Origin of the sequence: Corallococcus caeni, assembly GCF_036245865.1 — a bacterium.
Taxonomy (GTDB): Bacteria; Myxococcota; Myxococcia; order Myxococcales; family Myxococcaceae; genus Corallococcus; species Corallococcus caeni.
On record NZ_BTTW01000001.1, the window covers coordinates 1,666,800 to 1,684,365 of the forward strand.

Below are 17,566 nucleotides of genomic sequence, written 5' to 3' on the forward strand. Positions count from 1 at the left end.
CGCCCCGGCGGGCGTGCCGGAGGCGGCCTTCCTGGGACTTCTCAGGGGTGAGACGGGGGCGTCAGTAGAACTCGAGCGGGCTCGTGGAGCACTGGGGCTGCCGGGCGGCGCGGGTCACGAAGTCCTGACCGTTGTTGTCCGTGTCCTGAGCGTTGCCTCGGGCGGCGTCCGCGCCGCCCACTGCCATGGTGGTGGAGGTGGAGGTGGAGACGGCCTTGCGCTCCAGGCTTCCGCCCACCGCCGGATGGGACGGGGCCGCGGTGCCCTCGGGGGCGTTCCCGGTGCCCCAGCCCAGCTTGTCCACGTCCACGTACGTCCCGCTCACGAGGCGCTGGATGCGGACGTGGCCACCGGCGGTCGTGGAGGCGGAGGCGTCGAAGGTGTACGAGACGTCCGCGGGGGCGGTGGCACCGCCGCTGTAGTTCGCCCCGGCCAGGAGGAAATATCCGTGGGCGCGGATGACCTTTCCAGCCGGAATGGTGACGGTCGAGCTCCAGGTGGTCCCGGTGGCCGACTTGTAGCTGACCTGCCAGTTGGACAGGTCCACGTCCGCGTTCGTCGGGTTGTAGAGCTCGATGAACTCGTCCGTCGCGGCCGTGCCCGTTCCGTTGCCGCCGCTGAACTCGCTGATGACGATGTGGTTCGTCAGCGGAGCCTTGCTCACCGTCACGGAGCCGTAGGTGCCCGCGGGCGGCACGGTCTTGCCGTTCTGATCGCAGTACACCCACGGCGCCCCCGCGTCCGTGAACCGGTAGCGGAAGCCGTAGCTGTACGTACCTGCCGTGGGGATCTGCAGCGTCGCCTTCATCTCGTCGTTGTTGCTGCTCGGCGTGGTGAAGCCCGCGTTGAAGTCCGCCGCCGTCCACGTCCAGCCCGCCGGGTTGGTGGGGTCCGTGCCGTAGCCCAGCTGCGCCTCGATGCGCGGGTAGGCGTCATTGCCCTTCTGGTTCCGCGTCGTGACGTCGTAGCTGTAGAACTGGCTGAAGATGTCGTAGCTGCTGTTGACGGCGATGCTCGCCGGGTAGGTGCCGTCAGGGGACGGGAACGTCTTCGGGTACTGGATGACGCAGTAGTTGAGCGGCTTCTCCACGTTCAGGCCGCAGTCGTCGTTGGCCTGGCCGGGCGTGCCCCGGTCCCCGCCGGACAGGCTGCCGGTGGAGTCACACCAGTACCAGGACCGCGCGCTGCCCTTCGTCCCCACGATGCTGGACGCGAGGCTCATGGCCCGGCCCGTCGTCTGGGGGAACGCGCTCGTGTACGTGAGGCTGTCCACCGTCACCGCGCCCTGCTTGAGCGTGATGGAGCCCGTGCTGTCCAGGGACTTGTCCGTGCCCCAGGCATGGTTCGCCGCCACGCCACCGTTGTTGGCGAAGTTCGCGTTCTGCGCGAGCACCGTGCGGCCCCCCGCCGGCACCAGCAGCGCGTGACCATGGTTCAGCGTGATGGGCGTGGCCGTGCCGGCGCTGTCCACCAGGTCCATCACCATGCCATTGGCGTCCAGCAGCTTCGACGTGGTGTTGGTCAGCTCCACGTACTCCGTGGTACCCGCGGACGGTGAGTGCATCACCTCGGAGATGACCAGCTCGCCCGCGCCCGGGTGCGGCGCGTTGGCGCACGCGCCCGCGTAGCAGACCGCGTTCGCGCCAGGGCAGGCCTGAATCGTCATATCGCCGTCCACGCAGGTCGGCGCGCCGTTCTGCACCTCACACACCGACGAGTAGACCTCCAGCGACGTGCCGTCCTCCGCGCACTGGGACGCGGGCGGCGTGCACACGTAGCCGCTGCACGGGTCGGTGGTGGCGGTGCTCGCGGTGGCCAGCGTGCTGGCGCCGCCCGCGCCGTCGAACGTCTTCAGCGCGAAGTAGTACGTCGTGCCCTCCGTCAGGCCGGTGACGGTGAAGGACTCCGCCGTGCCCGCCGTCCGGGGCGCGCCCAGGCCCGTCACGAGCGTGCCCGCGCCGAAGGTGATGTCATTGAGGGCGAACGTGGCGTAGCGCAGCTCGTAGCGCGCGGCCGTCCCCAGGACACCGTCATCGCCCGGCGCCTGCCAGTCCAGCCGGATGCTGGCCCCGTCCACCGCCGTCGCGCTGAAGTTCGGCGCGGCGGCCGGCGCCTGCGTGTCGTAGATGTTCAGGTCCTCGGACGTGATGTCCTGGAGGCCGTCCGCGCTCGCGCGGATCTGGTACGTGCCTTCGTCATCGACGCTGAGGCCGATGAAGGTGGCCACGCTGTCCACGGTGGCGCGCGTGGGGATGCCCTGCGCGAAGGTGCCGCCCACCAGCGCCAGCTGCACGTCCACCGACGTACCGGTGACGTTGTTGCCGAAGGAGTCCTTCACGGCCACCTGGATGCCCGACAGGGACTCCCGCACCGAGCCTGTCGTGGGCGCGTAGACGAAGACCAGGTGGTCCGCGGATGCAGTGAGGATGGTGAAGGTGTGCGAGGCCGTGAGCGACGGGTCCGCCACGTCCTCCGCGAGGACCGTCTGGTCCCCGTCGGTGCGCAGCTCCACGTTGAAGGTGTGCCGGCCCTCGTCCAGCAGGGTGAACGTATACGCGCCGGGCAGCACCGCCTGCGAGTCCGTGGAGGAGAACGTCACCGTGGACGCGTAGTCCTTCGCCACGTTGCCGTAGGTGTCACGCGCCACCAGCTCGAAGCTCAGGGACTGGCCCGCACCGAAGGGGCCCGCGCTCGCGACGAGTTCGAAGGACGCGGCCGTGCTGGCGCGCACGTCGGCATCCACCGTCGCGGTGAGGGCCGGGGTCGCGGTGTCCGTGGCGGTGAGCGACTGCGTCCCCGCCGTCTTGAACACGAGGCCGGAGACGGTCTTCTCCCCCTGGACCGCCGGAGCGAAGACCGCGTCCGGAGGCAGCACCGCCTGCGCGTCCGAGGACGTGAAGTGCACCGTGCCGGCGTAGTCCTGGATGCGGTTGCCGAAGGCATCCACCACGGACACGGTCACGTCGTTCTCTTCGCCCGCGTCGACCGGGTCCGAGAAGGCCGACAGCACGAGCTTCGCCGCGGCGCCCGCGCCCACCGTGAAGGTCTCGCTCACCTGCGTCAGCGAGCCCGCCGTGGCCGTGAAGGTGAACGTGCCCGCCGTATCCACGCGCAGGCCGGAGAATGTGACCACGCCGTTCACCGCCTCCACCGTCACCGCCGGGAAGCCCGGCTGGCCGGTGAGGGTCAACGTCACCGCCGTGGTGGCCAGGGGGACGACGTCTCCCCGCGCGTCCAGCAGCGACACCTTCACGTCCGCGAGCGCCGAGCCCGCGTTGCCGTTCGAAGGCTGCGTCGTGAACGCCAGCTGCGTCACCTGCGGGTCCACTGTGGACACCGCCAGGCTGTCCGAGCGCGAGGAGTTGCCGTGCGCGTCCGTGGCCTTCAACGCCACGTGGTACGTCTTGCCCGCCGCCAGGCCGGAGAGGGTCGCGGACTGCACCGTGCCCGGGGGCACGGGAGCGCCGACGGTCACCGGCGTCGCCGCGTTGAAGGCCGCGTCCGTGGTGATGGCGGACGTGGAGTAGCGCAGCTCCTGCGACGCCAGCTGCCCCTGCACGCCGTCATCCCCCACGCCCGTCCACTGCACGGTGAGGCCCGTCTCCGTGGCGCCGGTCTGCGTCAGCACCGGCTTCGCGGGCGCCACGTCGTCCACCACCTGCACGTCCGCGCTGCTCCCGTCCTGCAGGCCCTGCGCGGAGGCCACCAGGTGCGTGGTGCCATGGCCCGCGATGCTCAAGCCCGTGAACGTCGCGACGCCGTCCACCGGCGCCACGCTCACGGTCCCGCCCAGCGTGAAGGCCCCCGCCGGCAGCGACAGCGTCACCGACGGCGACGTCACCGGCACCCCGTTGCCGAAGGCGTCCTGCAGCGCCACCTTCACCGTCCCCAGCGAAGCGCGCGTCGACACGGGCGTGGCAGGCTGCTGCGTGAAGACCAGCTTCGAGGCCGCCGCGGCGGAAACGTTCACCCGGGGGAAGGTGGACGAGAAGGCCCCCGCGCTGTCCTTGAGCATCAGGAACTGAGGCCCGGCCGTGCGGAAGGTGATGCCCTGGAACTTGAACTTGCCCGCGTCCGCGGCGGTGAAGGTGTGCGCGGCCGGCAGCGTCGCGGCCGCGTCCGTGGAGGTCATCGTCACCGTGCCCGTGTAGGTCGTGACCGTGTTGGAGTACATGTCCGCGAGCGTGACCTCCAGGGCCTCCGCCACGCCCGCCGTGGCGGTCTCCAGGAAACGGTCCAGCCCCACCGCCACCACCGCACCGGGCGCCACCGCGAAGGGGGTGCTGGCCACGGGCGCGAAGCCCGGCGCGTTCGCGATGAAGTGGTAGCCCTTGCCCGCCTTCTTCAGCACCACGTCCGGGAAGGTCGCGACGCCGTTCACCGCCGCCACCGTCAGCAGCCCCTCCGGGAACACGATGCCGCCGGAGCCCAGCGACAGCGTCACCTCCGCCGTGCTGTCCGTCACCACCGCGCCGGCGCCGTCCCGCACCTCCACCACCAGGAGCTTGAGCGGCTCGCCCGCCACGCCATCCGGCAGCGCCGAGCGGAACGCCAGCGTCTTCACCGTGCTGACGGCCGCGAAGTCCACCGTGGCCGTCGCGGTGAGCGGCACCATCTTGCCGGTGTCGTCCTTCACGGACGCCTTCACCGTCTTCACGCCCGGCACCGTGGACGCCACCCACGCCTGCGCCACGCCGGAGATGTCCGTGACCTCCGCGGGCTGCACGACGGAGGCGCCCTCCCCCTCCACCGTCACCGTCACCGCGCGTCCGGACAGCCGCGAGCCGTCCGCCTTGCGCAGCGCCGTCACCGTGACGACCGCCAGGTCCTGGCCGTTCGCGAGCACCCCCGTGGGCCGGTCCACCGCCACCGTGGAGGCCGCCGCGTCCACCACGCCTTCCACCTCGGGCGGTGGGTTCGGCGGCGTTCCGGAATCATTGCAGCCCAGCGACAGGCCCAGACACAGCACGCTCAACCCCAGACAGCGGGCGAGCACAGCAATCCGTGGGGACATGGATGTCTCCGTCCAGCGAGCAGCCCCGCGCGGCAGCATTCGCTTCACGCGGGGTTGCAGTGCTTTCTAGCAGACATCCCCCGGCCCCCGCTAAGCAGGGCCGGAACTTTGCACATCAACTGAAAATCAGCCGTTGATGGCCTGGAGCACGGCGGCGCCGCCCAGGAGGGACTGGCCGCCGTCGCACACCATGATGGCGCCGGTGATGAAGGACGCGGCGTCGGAGGACAGGAAGAGGGCCAGCCGGGCGATGTCGTCCGGGGTGCCGAAGCGCTGCAGCGGCAGGGCCTCCGCGAGCTTCTGGCGCGAGCCCTCCGACGGGGCCAGGCGGCTCATACCCTCCGTGCCCTCGATGGGACCCGGGGTGATGGCGTTGATGCGCACGCCCGCGCCGCCCCACTCGATGGCGAGCACGCGGGTGAGCATGTCCACGCCGGCCTTGGCGGCGCACACGTGGGCCTGCATGGCCATGGGCAGGTAGGCCTGGGGCGCGGAGATGTTGATGACGGAGGCGCCCGGCTTGCGCAGGTGTTCGAAGGCGGCGCGGGACACGTTGAAGGTGCCCAGCACGTCGATGTCCATCACCGCCTTGAAGCCGTTGGAGGACATGCCCAGCGCGGGCGCGGGGAAGTTGCCGGCGGCGCCGCACACCAGCACGTCGATTTCGCCGTACGCGTCCTTCACCTGCTGGAGGGCCTTCTCCACGGACGCGTAGTCGCGCACGTCGGCGGCCACGCCCATCGCGGTGCCGTGGGCCTGGAGGCCCTTCACCGCGCCCTCCAGCTTCTCCACGTTGCGGCCGTTGATGGCCACCTTCGCGCCCGCCTTCACGAACGCGGTGGCGATGCCGAGGTTGATGCCGCTGCTGCCGCCGGAGACGAACGCCGTCTTGCCCTTGAGCAGCCCGTCCTTGAACACGCTGTCCGCCATGGAGTCGCTTCCTTTCGCTGTCAGCCGAACTCCACGACCTTCTGCCCGAAGAGGCGGTCCACCGCGAGGAGCAAATCGTCGTTCACCTGCACCTTGAGCGTGGTGCCGGAGATGTGCGCCTCCGCTTCCCCCGGGAACAGCACGCTCACCGCCACCGGCGTCGCGCCCGCGTACTTCTTCGCCAGCTCGTTGAGCCTGGCCAGCCGCTCCTCGGTGACGACGTCCGCGGGCAGGCGCAGCTCCAGGCGCTTGGTGCGCTTCTCGCGCACGGCCTTGAGGCTCTGGATGTCCTCGACGATGAGCTCCGCGGTGGGCGTGTTCTCGTCGCGCTGGGAAATCTGCACGGTGCCGGTGACGAGGATGGGGTCGTCCGACTTGAGCAGGTGCTCCCAGTGCTCGTAGCCCGGCTTGGGGCCCTGCTTGGACCACTTGCCGTCCTTGCCCATCACGTTGCGCGTGCCGTCCTTGCCCGGGAAGCACACCAACTCCGTGGAGCCGGACAGGTCTTCGATGGTGACCCACGCCATGCGCTTGCCCGTCTTGGTGGGGCGCTCGCGCAGCACGGTGATGATGCCCGCCACGGTGAGCTTCTCGTCGCGGCGCGCGCGCTGCACGGCGGTGATGGGCCGCGCGTAGCGCTTGAGCTCCTTCTCGTACTGGTACAGCGGGTGGCCGGACACGTAGAAGCCGATGGCCTCCTTCTCGTAGGCCAGGCGCTCCTTCTCCGGCCACTCCTCCACCTGCGCGTAGTCGTCCTTGAGGCCGGTACCGGCGGACGCGGGGCCCGCGAGCATGCCGAACAGCGAGCTCTGGCCCGCGGCCTTGTCCTTCTGGCTGGAGGAGCCGCGGTTCATCGCGCGCTCAATCGTCTCGAAGAGCTGGGCGCGGGGGCGCTTCTCGAAGTCGAAGGCGCCCGCCTTCACCAGCGCCTCCAGCACCTTGCGGTTGACGCGGCGGCCGTCCACGCGCTCGCAGAAGTCGAAGAGGCTCTTGAAGGGGCCTTCCTTGCGCGCCTCCAGGATGGACTCGATGGCGCCCTCGCCCACGCCCTTGATGGCGCCCAGCCCGAAGCGGATCTTCCCCTCCACCGCGCCGAAGGCCATGTCGGACTGGTTCACGTCCGGCGGCAGCACCTGCGTGCCCGACTCGCGGGCCTCGCCGATGTGCTTCACCACCTTGTCGGTGTTATCCTTCTCGCTGGTGAGAAGGGCGGCCATGAATTCGCACGGGTAGTGGGCCTTGAGCCACGCCGTGTGGATGGTGACCAGGCCGTACGCCGCGGAGTGGCTCTTGTTGAAGCCGTACTCGGCGAACTTCTCCATCAGGTCGAAGATTTCGCCCGCGACCTTCAGGTCCACGTTGTTGGTCTTGCAGCCCTCCAGGAAGCCGGCCCGCTCGGCCTGCATGACCTCGGCCTTCTTCTTGCCCATCGCGCGGCGAAGGAGGTCCGCGCGGCCCAGGGTGTAGCCTCCCAGCACCTGGGAGATCTGCATCACCTGTTCCTGGTAGACGATGACGCCGTAGGTGTCCTTGAGCACCGGCTCCAGGTTGGGGTGCGGGTAGGCCACCTTCTCCCGGCCGTGCTTGCGGTTGATGAAGACGTCCACCATGCCGGAGTCCAGCGGACCCGGGCGGTAGAGCGCGCCGGCGGCGATGACGTCTTCGAAGCAGGTGGGCTTGAGCTTCATCACCATTTCGGTGAAGCCGCTGGACTCCATCTGGAAGACGCCGGCGGTGTCGCCTTCCGCCATCAACTGCCACATCTTCTCGTCGTGCAGCGGGATCTCGTGCCGCTTGATGTCCTTGCCGTGGTTGCGGTTCACCAGGTCCAGCGCGTGCTGGATGACGGTGAGCGTCTTGAGGCCGAGGAAGTCGAACTTCACCAGGCCCGCGGCCTCCACCTCGTCCTTGGCGAACTGGGTGATGAGGATCTTCTCACCCGGCGGCTGGTAGACGGGCACGAACTCCCAGAGCGGCTTGTCCGCGATGACCACGCCCGCGGCGTGCATGCCGGGCTGGCGGTGCAGGCCCTCCAGCGCGAGCGCAATTTCCAGCACGTCCTTGGTGGTGACGGGGTTGCCCTCCACCTCGCCGATGTTCTGGGGCTTTTCGATCATCTCCTTGAGGCGAGGCTCCATCTCGATGGCCTCCTTCAAGGTGATGTTGAGGACCTCGGGTACCAGCTTGGCGATGCGGTCGCCTTCGCTGAAGGGCAGGCCGAAGACGCGGCACACGTCGCGCAGCACGCTCTTGGCCTTGAGCGAGCCGAACGTGATGATCTGCCCCACGTTCATCTCGCCGTACTTGCGGCCCACGTACTTGATGACCTCGTCGCGCCGGTCCTGGCAGAAGTCGATATCGAAGTCCGGCATCGACACGCGCTCCGGGTTGAGAAAGCGCTCGAAGAGGAGGTTGTACGGGATGGGGTCCAGGTCGGTGATGCGCAGCGCGTAGGCCACCAGGGAACCTGCGCCGGAGCCACGGCCCGGGCCCACCGGGATGTTGTGGTCCTTGGCCCAGTTGATGAAGTCCTGGACGATGAGGAAGTAGCCGCTGAAGCCCATGCGCTGGATGACGCCCAGCTCCAGCGTGAGGCGCGCCTGGTACTGCTCGCGGTCGATGGGGTACTGGCCCTCCAGCTCCTTGAAGCGCTGGCGCAGGCCCTCGTAGGCCAGCTCCGACATGAAGGTGTCCGGCGTGTGGCCGTCCGGCACCTTGAACGTGGGGAGCATGGGCTTGCCCAGCTTCAGCTCCACGTTGCACATCTCCGCGATGCGCATGGAGTTGTGCACGGCCTCCGGCGAGTCCGCGAAGAAGCCGAGCATCTCCTCCGGGCTGGTGACGTAGAGCTTGTCGGTGGAGTGGCGCAGGCGCTTGTTGTCCGCCAGCGTCTTGCCGCTGGCGATGCACATGAGCAGCTCGTGCGCCTTGGCGTCCTCGCGCTTGATGTAGTGCGCGTCCGCGGTGGCGACGAGCGGGATGTCCAGGTCACGCGAGAGCTGCTTGAGGTTCTCGTTGGCCTTGTCCTGCTCGGTCATCCCGTTGGACTGGACCTCCAGGTAGAAGCTGTCGGGCTCGAAGATGCCCTTGTATTCAGCGGCCACGCGGCGGGCGTTGTCCATGTCGCCGCGGAAGCACGCGCTCGTGACTTCACCGCCCAGGCACGCGGTGAGGCCGACGAGCCCCTTGCTGTGCTCCGCGAGCACCTGCTTGTCGATGCGCGGGTGGTAGTAGAACCCGTTCATGTACGCGGTGGAGGACAGGTAGCGCAGGTTCGCGTAGCCCTCCGCGTTCTTGGCCAGGAGGATGAGGTGGTGGGCCACCTTCTCCGAGCGGTCCTCGCGCCCCTTGGGGCCGGCGACGTACGCCTCCAGGCCGAGGATGGGCTTGATGCCGGCGTCCTTCGCCTTCTTGTAGAAGTCGATGGTGCCGAACATGTTGCCGTGGTCCGTCACGGCCACGCTCGACATGCCCTTCTCCTTCACCGTCTTGATGAGGTCCTTCATCCGGATGGCCCCATCCAGCAGCGAATAGAGGGTGTGGAGGTGAAGGTGGGTAAAGGACATGGGCGTTCCGGCTCCCGGGTGAAGAAAGAGGCGCCTGAACACTAGAGCCCGCAACCCCTGCTCGCCAGTCCAGTGACGGGGCCAGAAGAAAGAAGCGGGACGCGCGTGTGCGGGGCCCGGAAATCCGGCCTGGGAGACACCGGGAGCGGAATTCCGCCCCCCGTCCGTCCGGGCGTGGGCACTCCCACCGGCCGTGGGGTGGCCACCGTGGGATTCGTGACCACGCTGCCCCAGGATGCCCGCCTTCGCCCGTACACCGCCGACGCTCGCCCGCGCCCTCCTGCTTGGCTGCCGGGCGGGCCTGCTCGTCTTCCTGGCGCTCTACACGCTCTGTGCCCTGCTGAACATGCAACTGGGTTACCAGGGGAACGAGAGCGGCGTCGTCACGGAGTACGTCTGGAACACGTGGCGGAGCGTGGTGCTGTGGCAGGTGGCGCGGCTCATTGGCGCGTACTGCGTGGTGGGGCTGGTGCTGGGGGCGCTCTTGGGGGCCGGGCTGTGGGCGGCGGAGCGGAGCCGGCGCGCGGTGTTCTGGCTGAGCGGCCTGGGGTGCCTGGTGGTGGAGGGGTTCCTGGTGGCGGCGGACATGGCGCGGCATCCGCACCTGTACGCGGCGACGCTGTATGCGCGCTCGGAGGTGACGGCGGCGGTGCTGCGGGGGCTGAGCGGCACGCAGCCATCGGGTTGGACCCTGGCCGCGCTGGTGCTGCCGGTGTTGAGCGTGCTGGCGGTGGTGGGCCGGTGGCTGTCGGAGTCACCTCGCTGGCGCGGCGTGCTGGGCGGCGTGACGGCCGCGGCGGCGGTGGCGGGCTTCACGGGGCTGGGGCTGACGCGGACGGCAGGTGGGGCGGAGGCCCGCGGGCCCGCGCGGCCGAACCTGCTCATCCTGGCGTCGGACGGGCTCCGGCCGGACCACCTGTCGGGCAACGGCTACCCGCGGGCCACGTCGCCGAACATCGACCGGCTGATGGGGGAAGGCACGCGCTTCAACGACACGGTGGTGCAGGTGCCGCGCACGGCGCCGTCATGGACGACGCTGCTCACGTCGCAGTACGCGGGCGAGCACCCGGTGGTGCACACGCTGGTGGGACGCGAGGCGCGCGAGGAGAAGCTCACCACGCTGGCCACGGCGCTGGGAGCGCAGGGCTACCGCACGGCGGTGGTGGCGGACTACGCGGGGGACCACTTCTCGCGCTTCCCGTATGGCTTCCAGGTGGTGTCCGCGCCGGACTTCCGCTTCCCGGACCTGGTGCGGCAGCGGATGCTGATCACCCACGTGGCGCTGCTGCCGTGGACGGCGCTGGCGCCGGGGCTGTTCGAGGAGCGGAGCGAGTTCCCGGAGCTGACGGATCCGGCCCCGCTGCGCACGCGGGTGCGGCACGTGCTGGATGGGATGCCGGAGAACGCGCCGTTCGCGCTGGTGGTGTTCGCGTCGTCCACGCACTTCCCCTACGCGGCGCCGTGGCCGCAGGAGGGACAGTACGTGGAGCACGGCTACCGGGGGCCGTGGCGCTTCGGGGCGACGCCCCGGATGGAGGTGGATCCGGACGCGCCCGCGACCACGCCGGAGGACGTCGCGGCGCTGGCGGCGAACTACGACGCGGCGGTGCGCACGTTCGACGGGCTCGTGGGGAGCGTGCGCGCGGACCTGGAGCGGCGGGGGCGGTGGGACGACACGCTGGTGGTCCTGCTGTCGGACCACGGCGAGCACCTGGAGGACGAGGGGCTGGGCCAGGGGCACGGCGACCACCTGTGGGGCAGCGTGGGGCTGCGCATCCCGTTCGCGGTGCGGCTGCCCGGGAAGGTGGCGTCAGGGCGGGAGGTGGCACAGCGGGCGCGCTCGCTGGACGTGGCGCCGACGGTGCTGGACCTCATGGGTGTGCCCGCGCCGGAGTCGTTCCGGGGGCGCTCGTTGGCGTCGCTGGCGCGGCCGGGAGCGGAGCCCAAGCCGCTGCCGGACGTGCCGGCGCTGATTGAGACGGACGTGTGGTTCAGCGACCGGGACGGTCAGCCGTACCAGACGGTGCGCATGCCATATCCGTGGCTGTATGAGATTGCGATGGTGGAGGGCGACACGGGGGAGATTGCGCTCAAGCCGGAGTGGGAAGGGCCGGTGCGTAGGGCCCGGCACCGTGGGGTGTATCTGGGTCGGTGGAAGTTGCTGGAGCTGCCTACTCCGGACGGAGTGCGGGTGCAGTTGTTCGACACGGTGGCGGATCCGTCGGAACTGCGGGACGTGGCGGGAGATCATCCGAACGTCGTGGCAACACTGCGGGCGAAGCTCGCGGCGGAGCTGCCGGATGGGACGGGCGAGGTTCGGGGCGCCGTGGGGCCGTGAAGCCAGGAAGCGCTTCAGGACCCGGCGAGCACGGCGGGCTCCGGAGGCCGGGCATCCACGCGCCGCAGCGCCATCACCACTCCCACGAATGCCAGTGAGCACACCGCCAGCAACGTCACGTGCACGGCGGCCGGCAGCTGCGCGGTGGACGGCGCGTAGCGAGAGAGCAGGAACGACGTCAGGTTGTTGAGGATGTGGACGAAGATGGGCAGGCGCAGGCTGCCCGTGCGCTCCGCGAGCCAGCCCAGGAACAGGCCCATCATCAGGGCCATGGGGCTGTGGATGGGGTCCAGGTGCAGGAGGCCGAAGAGGGCTGCGGCTCCAGCGATGCCAGCCCACCTCCCCCAGCGCTCCACCAGCCGCGTCTGCACATAGCCCCGGAAGAAGAGCTCCTCCGCCGTGCCCGCCACCAGCGTGCCGAAGAACAAGAGCAACGCGAAGGTCGCGAACGAACCCTGGCTCGTAGCCTGCAACGCCTTCAGTGACGCCGTGTAATCCCATATACCCGTGAGGACGGACAGGCTCTCCATCGCCTGTCCCATCGTGAAGCAACCCACCAGCGCGGCCCCCCAGGCCCATGCCGGCAACGGTGTCCCCTTGCCCAGCCGCAGTCGCTCCTTCAGCGGCTTCGGAGACAGGACCCCGCCCAGGAGCGCGGCGGTCATCCCCAGGAGACTGGACGTCATCACGCCCGCCACCTGCAGCCACGACATCGTCTTGAGCTGCTCCGTCAGGGCCAGGATGGCCTTGCTGTCCCGGGGATCCACTCCCGAGCGGGCGATCTCCACAGCCATCGCGATGCTGGCCACCGTGATGCTCACCACGAGGATCCCCATCAGCAGCAGCAGGAATGCCACCAGCACCGTCCACACGCGCGGGCGCGGTGACGCAGGGACCGGCGAGGTGACGGCGGAGACTGGCTCGGAGGGAGAATCCATGGCGGACGATGGTAGTCCCGTGCGGGCTGTGCCGCGAATGCGCTTTCCGGCAGGACCGGCCTCGCTCGCAATCGTCCGCAGGCTCCACCGTTGGAGTGCTTGATAGCCTGCCCTCGAACGATAGGGTCTACATCCGGCTTCGCGGATGGAGCCGCGCAACAGAGGAGAGCCGATTGCGGAACGTGCTGCGTGCCTGGGGTCTGGGTGTGTTGCTTGTCTGCGGCTGTGCAACGACGTCCGCGCGCCGCGAGACGCCATCCATTCCGGACGTGGCCGCCCTGGATGCGGAAGCGGCTCGCGCGATGGCCGCGACCGGCGCGAAGGGGCTGGCCATCGCTGTCATTGACGACGGGCGCGTAGTGGCGTCCCGGGCCTACGGTGCTCGCGATGCGAAGGGCGAGCCGCTGCGCACGGACACGGTGATGTATGGCGCGTCCATCACCAAGACGGTCTTCGCGTACCTCGTGATGCAGCTCGCGGACGAGAAGCGCATCGACCTCGACACGTCCATCTCGGAGTACCTGGACAAGCCGTTGCCTGAGTATCCGGACGAGGACCGTTACTCGATCTGGTCCCACCTGGCCGGTGACGAACGCTGGCGGGACATCACGCCGCGCGTCCTGCTCACCCACAGCGCGGGCTTCGCCAACTTCGGCTTCCTGGAACCTGACGAGCGGCTGCGCATCCACTTCGCTCCCGGCAGCCGCTTCGCTTACTCAGGCGACGGCATCATCCTGATGCAGTTCGTGCTCGAACGCGGGCTGGGGCTCGACGTGGGCGCGGAGCTGCAACGACGCGTGTTCGACCGCTTCGGCATGCGCACGACCAGCATGACGTGGCGGCCGGACTTCGCGAGCAACCTGGCCGATGGATGGAAGGCAGACGGCAGCGTGGAACTGCACGATGAACGCAGCCGGGTGCGCGCGGCCGGTTCCATGGACACCACCCTCGACGACCTGTCGCGCTTCGCCGCCGCGCTGGTGCGTGGCGAAGGGCTGTCGCCGGAAGTCTTCACCCGGATGACCTCGCCGCAGCTGCCCATCACCACCAAGAGCCAGTTCCCGACCCTCCAGGACGAACTGCCGCCGGAGGCCCGGCGCAAGGACCTGGCGGCGGGCCTGGGCGTGGTGGTGTTCGACGGTCCGCAAGGTCACGGGTTCTTCAAGAACGGCCACAACGACAGCACCGCCAACACCCTCGTGTGCCTGCCTCGCGGACGCCGTTGCGTGCTCATCCTGAGCAACGACGTCCGTGCCGAGCCTGCCTATCCCCACCTCGTGCGCTTCGTGTTGGGCGAGGCTGGCGTGCCCTGGGATTGGGAGTACGGCGACATGGCGTTCTGGGACGGACGCTGAACTCACGCACCCGCGAGCACTACAGGCGCCGCCGGCTTCGGGGCTTCGGGGATGCGCCGCAGCAGCACCACGGCCCCCACCACCAGGAGCGCGCTCACGCAGAGCAACGCCGTGTGCACGGAGGTCGGGTACTCCGACGACGGCGGCGCGTAGCGACCGAGGAGGAAGGACGCCCCGTTGTTGAGGATGTGGACGAAGATGGGCAGCCGCACGCTTCCCGTGTGCACCGCGAGCCAGCCCAGGAACAGGGCCACCACCAGGGTGATGGGGCCATGGATGGGATCCAGGTGCAGCAGGCCGAAGAGCGTGGCGGCCCCCACGACGCCCGCCTTGGGGCCCCAGCGGTCCACCAGCCGCGTCTGCACGTAGCCTCGGAAGAAGAGCTCCTCCGCCGTGCCCGCCACCGGCGAACCGAAGAACAACAGCAGCGCGAAGGTCCCGAGCGGCCCCTGGCTCGCGGCCTGGAACCCTTTCAACGACCCGGTCCAGTTCCATGCCCCCGTGAGGACGGCCAGGCTCTCCAGGCACTGGCCCACCGCGAAGCAGCCCACCGCCGCCGTGAGCCAGGCCCAGGCTGGCAGCGGCACTCCGGCCCGCAGGCGCAGCCGCTCGCGCAGGGGCTGCGGGGACAACCGGCCGCCCAGGAGCGCGAGGCTCAGCGCCACGGTGCCGACCATCATCACCAGCGCGACGGTCGGCCACGGCAGGGACTCCACCTTCTCCGCCAGGGCCGCTTGGGCCACGCTGTCGCTCAAATCCACGCCGGCTTTCGCCGCTTCGATGCTCGTGGCGATGTGGGTCACGAGGGTGCTGCCAATGACGAGCAGCCCGAACAGCACCACGAACGCGACCAGCACCGTCCAGACACGCGGGCGCCGCACGGGCGCGGAGGCAACAGGGACTGAAGGGGATTCCATGGCGCGCGACGATAGTGCTCCCCGGTGACGCCGATGAAGCCCGCCCTTCACACTTCTTCACCCCCGGCTCAAACCACCGCAACCCGCGCCTTCCATATTGGCTCCAGTCAAGCAGCGGGAAAGACAACCCCACGCATCTGGAGTCACACGCCATGAAGAAGACGCTCGCCATCGCCGGTACCGCCGTCGTCGCCGTCACCCTCCTCACCGGGTTCGGATGGGGCCGCCACCACCGCGGCACGCCCGACCCGGAGCGCATCAATCAGATGGTCACCTGGAAGCTGGACGACACGCTGGATGACCTCAACGCCACCGAGGCCCAGCGCACCTCCATCCACGCCGTGAAGTACCGCCTCCTGTCCGAGGGCCAGTCGCTCATGGAAGGACAGCAGGCCGCCCGCGCCGAGGCCGTCACCCAGCTGGAGTCCGCCACGCCCGACGCCACGAAGCTCCACGCCCTGGTGGACGCGCGCATCGACGCCGCGCGCGCCTTCGCGCACAAGGCCGTGGATGCCGTGCTCGAGGTCCACCGCACGCTCACCCCGGCCCAGCGCCAGGAGCTGGCCAGCGACATCCGCGAACACACCGGCGCGAAGTAGACCCACCCGGACAGTCCCTTCACGGTGCGCTCGGCATGACACATCCCGTGTCTCACCGTGAACCTTCATGGGCAGGGATGACGCGCGCGGTTATGGTCGGACGGTGGATTACACCGACTACGCGCGACGCATCCGCTCCCACGCCTCCCTGGGTGAGCTCTCCGAATATGGCCAGGTGAACGAAGGGGGGCGCGACTATCCCCTCTTCCGCCTCATCGTCCCCGGCGACCGCTGGCTCGTCATCACGTCCGGCTTCCATGGCGAGGAACCCGCCGGCCCGCTGACGCTCGCGAAGCACCTGCCGGACATCGTCGCGTACGCGAAGTCGAAGGGCGTGGGCCTGCGCGTCTACCCGTGCATCAACCCCTCCGGCTTCGAGGACGGCACGCGCTACAACCGCAGCGGCGAGAAGCCCAACAACGACTTCATGCGCTATGAAATCGCCCCCGGCGAGTGGCGCGGCGAGCTCGTGGGCGACCCGCCCATCCTCCGCTGGGCCCTGTACGACGGCGGCCCCAAGGAGACGCGCGCCGTGAGAAGCGACCTGGCGCGCTTCCCCGCCCCGGACGCCGCGCTCGACATCCACCAGGACAACTACCTGGGCGGCGTCGCGACGTACGCGTACACCTTCGGGGACAAGGCCGCCTACCGCCCGCTGATGGAGGCCGCCGCCGCGCATGCCACCGTGGTGAAGAGCCGCAAGGTGGATGACAACGCCTACGCGGACGAGCACGGCCTCATCGTCTTCCACGACGGCAGCGTCACCGACTGGTACATGCGCCAGGGCGTGCCCTATGCCGCCGCGCTGGAGACCACCACGCCCACGTCGCAGGACGCGTGCGACGCCGTGAACCTCATCTGGATCCGCGGCTTCATCGACCTGGCCGCGCGTGGCGAGGGCCCCACGCGATGATTCAACGTCCCCTGGGAAACAGCGGCCTCACGGTGTCCGCGCTCGGCTTCGGCGCGGGGCCCGTGGGCAGCGAAGCGCTGGGCGACTCCGACGCGGAGGCGCTCCTCCACGGCGTGCTGGACGCGGGCATCACCCTCATCGACACCGCGCCCAGCTACGGCGTGTCCGAGGAGCGAATCGGCCGGTTCCTCGGCGCTCGGCGCCGGGAGTTCGTGCTGTCCACCAAGTGCGGCTACGGCGTGCCCGGCGTGGAGGACTGGACGCCCGAGTGCATCACGCGCGGCGTGGACCTGGCCCTCCAGCGGTTGCGCACCGACGTGATTGACGTGCTGCACTTCCACTCGTGTCCGCCGGACGTGCTCCACCGCCCGGGGCTGGTGGAGGCGCTCACCCGCGCGGTGCAGGCGGGCAAGGTGCGGGCGGCCGCGTACTCGGGCGACAACGCCGGGCTGGACGCCGCGCTGGAGACGGGCGCGTTCGCGGTGGTGCAGACGTCCGTGAACCTCTTCGACCAGCGCTCACTGGACCACGGCGTGGCGAAGGCCCGGGAGCGCGGCGTGGGCGTCATCGCCAAGCGGCCCCTGGCCAACGCACCGTGGCGCTTCCCGGGGCGCCCCTACGCGCACGACGTGGGCGAGTACTGGGAGCGCATGCAGCGCATGGCCCTCCAGACGGACGGCCTGGACTGGCCGGAGCTGGCGCTGCGCTTCACCGCGTTCGCGCCCGGCGTCGCCACCTGCATCGTGGGCACCACGCGGCTGGACAACCTCCGCGCCAACGCGCGCACCCTGGAGCAGGGCCCCCTCCCGGAGACCACCTTTCAGGCCATCCGGGACGCCTTCCGCCGCCATGACACCGGGTGGGATGGCGTCATCTGACGCAGCCCGCCAGTCTGGCGTTCCGTCAAGCAGCGAAGATTTCAGCGCGATCAACTGCTCACCATCGACGTTTGTCTCGTCCATGCGGGCCGGGTGCCTGCTCTTGGGTGCATGCCAA

The 17,566-nt window shown here is 69.6% G+C and carries 10 protein-coding genes; 5 read left to right on the forward strand and 5 right to left on the reverse strand.

What is annotated here, in order from left to right:
* Positions 1–61: 61 nt before the first annotated feature.
* The 3 genes from AABA78_RS06630 to dnaE form a co-directional block, all read right to left on the reverse strand.
* Positions 62–5,014 carry a lamin tail domain-containing protein gene (locus AABA78_RS06630; RefSeq protein WP_338262124.1) on the reverse strand — a complete coding sequence of 1,651 codons (4,953 nt, stop codon included), beginning with the start codon at positions 5,012–5,014 and terminating at the stop codon, positions 62–64.
* 126 nt (positions 5,015–5,140) lie between these two features.
* Positions 5,141–5,944 carry an SDR family oxidoreductase gene (locus AABA78_RS06635; protein WP_338262125.1) on the reverse strand — a complete coding sequence of 268 codons (804 nt, stop codon included), beginning with the start codon at positions 5,942–5,944 and terminating at the stop codon, positions 5,141–5,143.
* A 20-nt stretch (positions 5,945–5,964) separates the two neighbouring features.
* Positions 5,965–9,510: a DNA polymerase III subunit alpha gene (dnaE, locus tag AABA78_RS06640; protein WP_338262126.1), complete on the reverse strand. Its 3,546-nt coding sequence runs from the start codon at positions 9,508–9,510 to the stop codon at positions 5,965–5,967.
* Between the two features lie 235 nt (positions 9,511–9,745).
* Between dnaE and AABA78_RS06645 the strand changes: the two genes are divergently transcribed.
* Positions 9,746–11,848: a sulfatase family protein gene (locus AABA78_RS06645; protein ID WP_338262127.1), complete on the forward strand. Its 2,103-nt coding sequence runs from the start codon at positions 9,746–9,748 to the stop codon at positions 11,846–11,848.
* Positions 11,849–11,862: 14 nt separating this feature from the next.
* On the opposite strand, the gene AABA78_RS06650 is transcribed toward AABA78_RS06645, so the two are convergent.
* Positions 11,863–12,786, reverse strand: coding sequence for a CPBP family intramembrane glutamic endopeptidase (locus AABA78_RS06650; RefSeq protein ID WP_338262128.1), 924 nt, complete (start codon positions 12,784–12,786; stop codon positions 11,863–11,865).
* Between the two features lie 182 nt (positions 12,787–12,968).
* On the opposite strand from AABA78_RS06650, the gene AABA78_RS06655 reads away from it, so the two are divergent.
* Positions 12,969–14,141: a serine hydrolase domain-containing protein gene (locus AABA78_RS06655; protein ID WP_338262129.1), complete on the forward strand. Its 1,173-nt coding sequence runs from the start codon at positions 12,969–12,971 to the stop codon at positions 14,139–14,141.
* Between the two features lie 2 nt (positions 14,142–14,143).
* Here the strand turns inward: AABA78_RS06655 and AABA78_RS06660 are convergent, their stop codons facing one another.
* A complete protein-coding gene (locus AABA78_RS06660) occupies positions 14,144–15,058 on the reverse strand; it encodes a CPBP family intramembrane glutamic endopeptidase (protein ID WP_338262130.1) in 915 nt (304 codons plus the stop codon).
* 152 nt (positions 15,059–15,210) lie between these two features.
* On the opposite strand from AABA78_RS06660, the gene AABA78_RS06665 reads away from it, so the two are divergent.
* The 3 genes from AABA78_RS06665 to AABA78_RS06675 all read left to right on the forward strand — a co-directional run bounded on the left by AABA78_RS06665 (position 15,211) and on the right by AABA78_RS06675 (position 17,448).
* A complete protein-coding gene (locus tag AABA78_RS06665) occupies positions 15,211–15,657 on the forward strand; it encodes a Spy/CpxP family protein refolding chaperone (RefSeq protein WP_338262131.1) in 447 nt (148 codons plus the stop codon).
* A gap of 103 nt (positions 15,658–15,760) precedes the next feature.
* Positions 15,761–16,570 carry a M14 family metallopeptidase gene (locus AABA78_RS06670; protein WP_338262132.1) on the forward strand — a complete coding sequence of 270 codons (810 nt, stop codon included), beginning with the start codon at positions 15,761–15,763 and terminating at the stop codon, positions 16,568–16,570.
* On the forward strand, positions 16,567–17,448 hold the full coding sequence (locus AABA78_RS06675) for an aldo/keto reductase (RefSeq protein WP_338262133.1): 882 nt from the start codon (positions 16,567–16,569) through the stop codon (positions 17,446–17,448). Before AABA78_RS06670 ends, AABA78_RS06675 begins: the two co-directional genes overlap by 4 nt.
* Positions 17,449–17,566 lie beyond the last annotated feature (118 nt).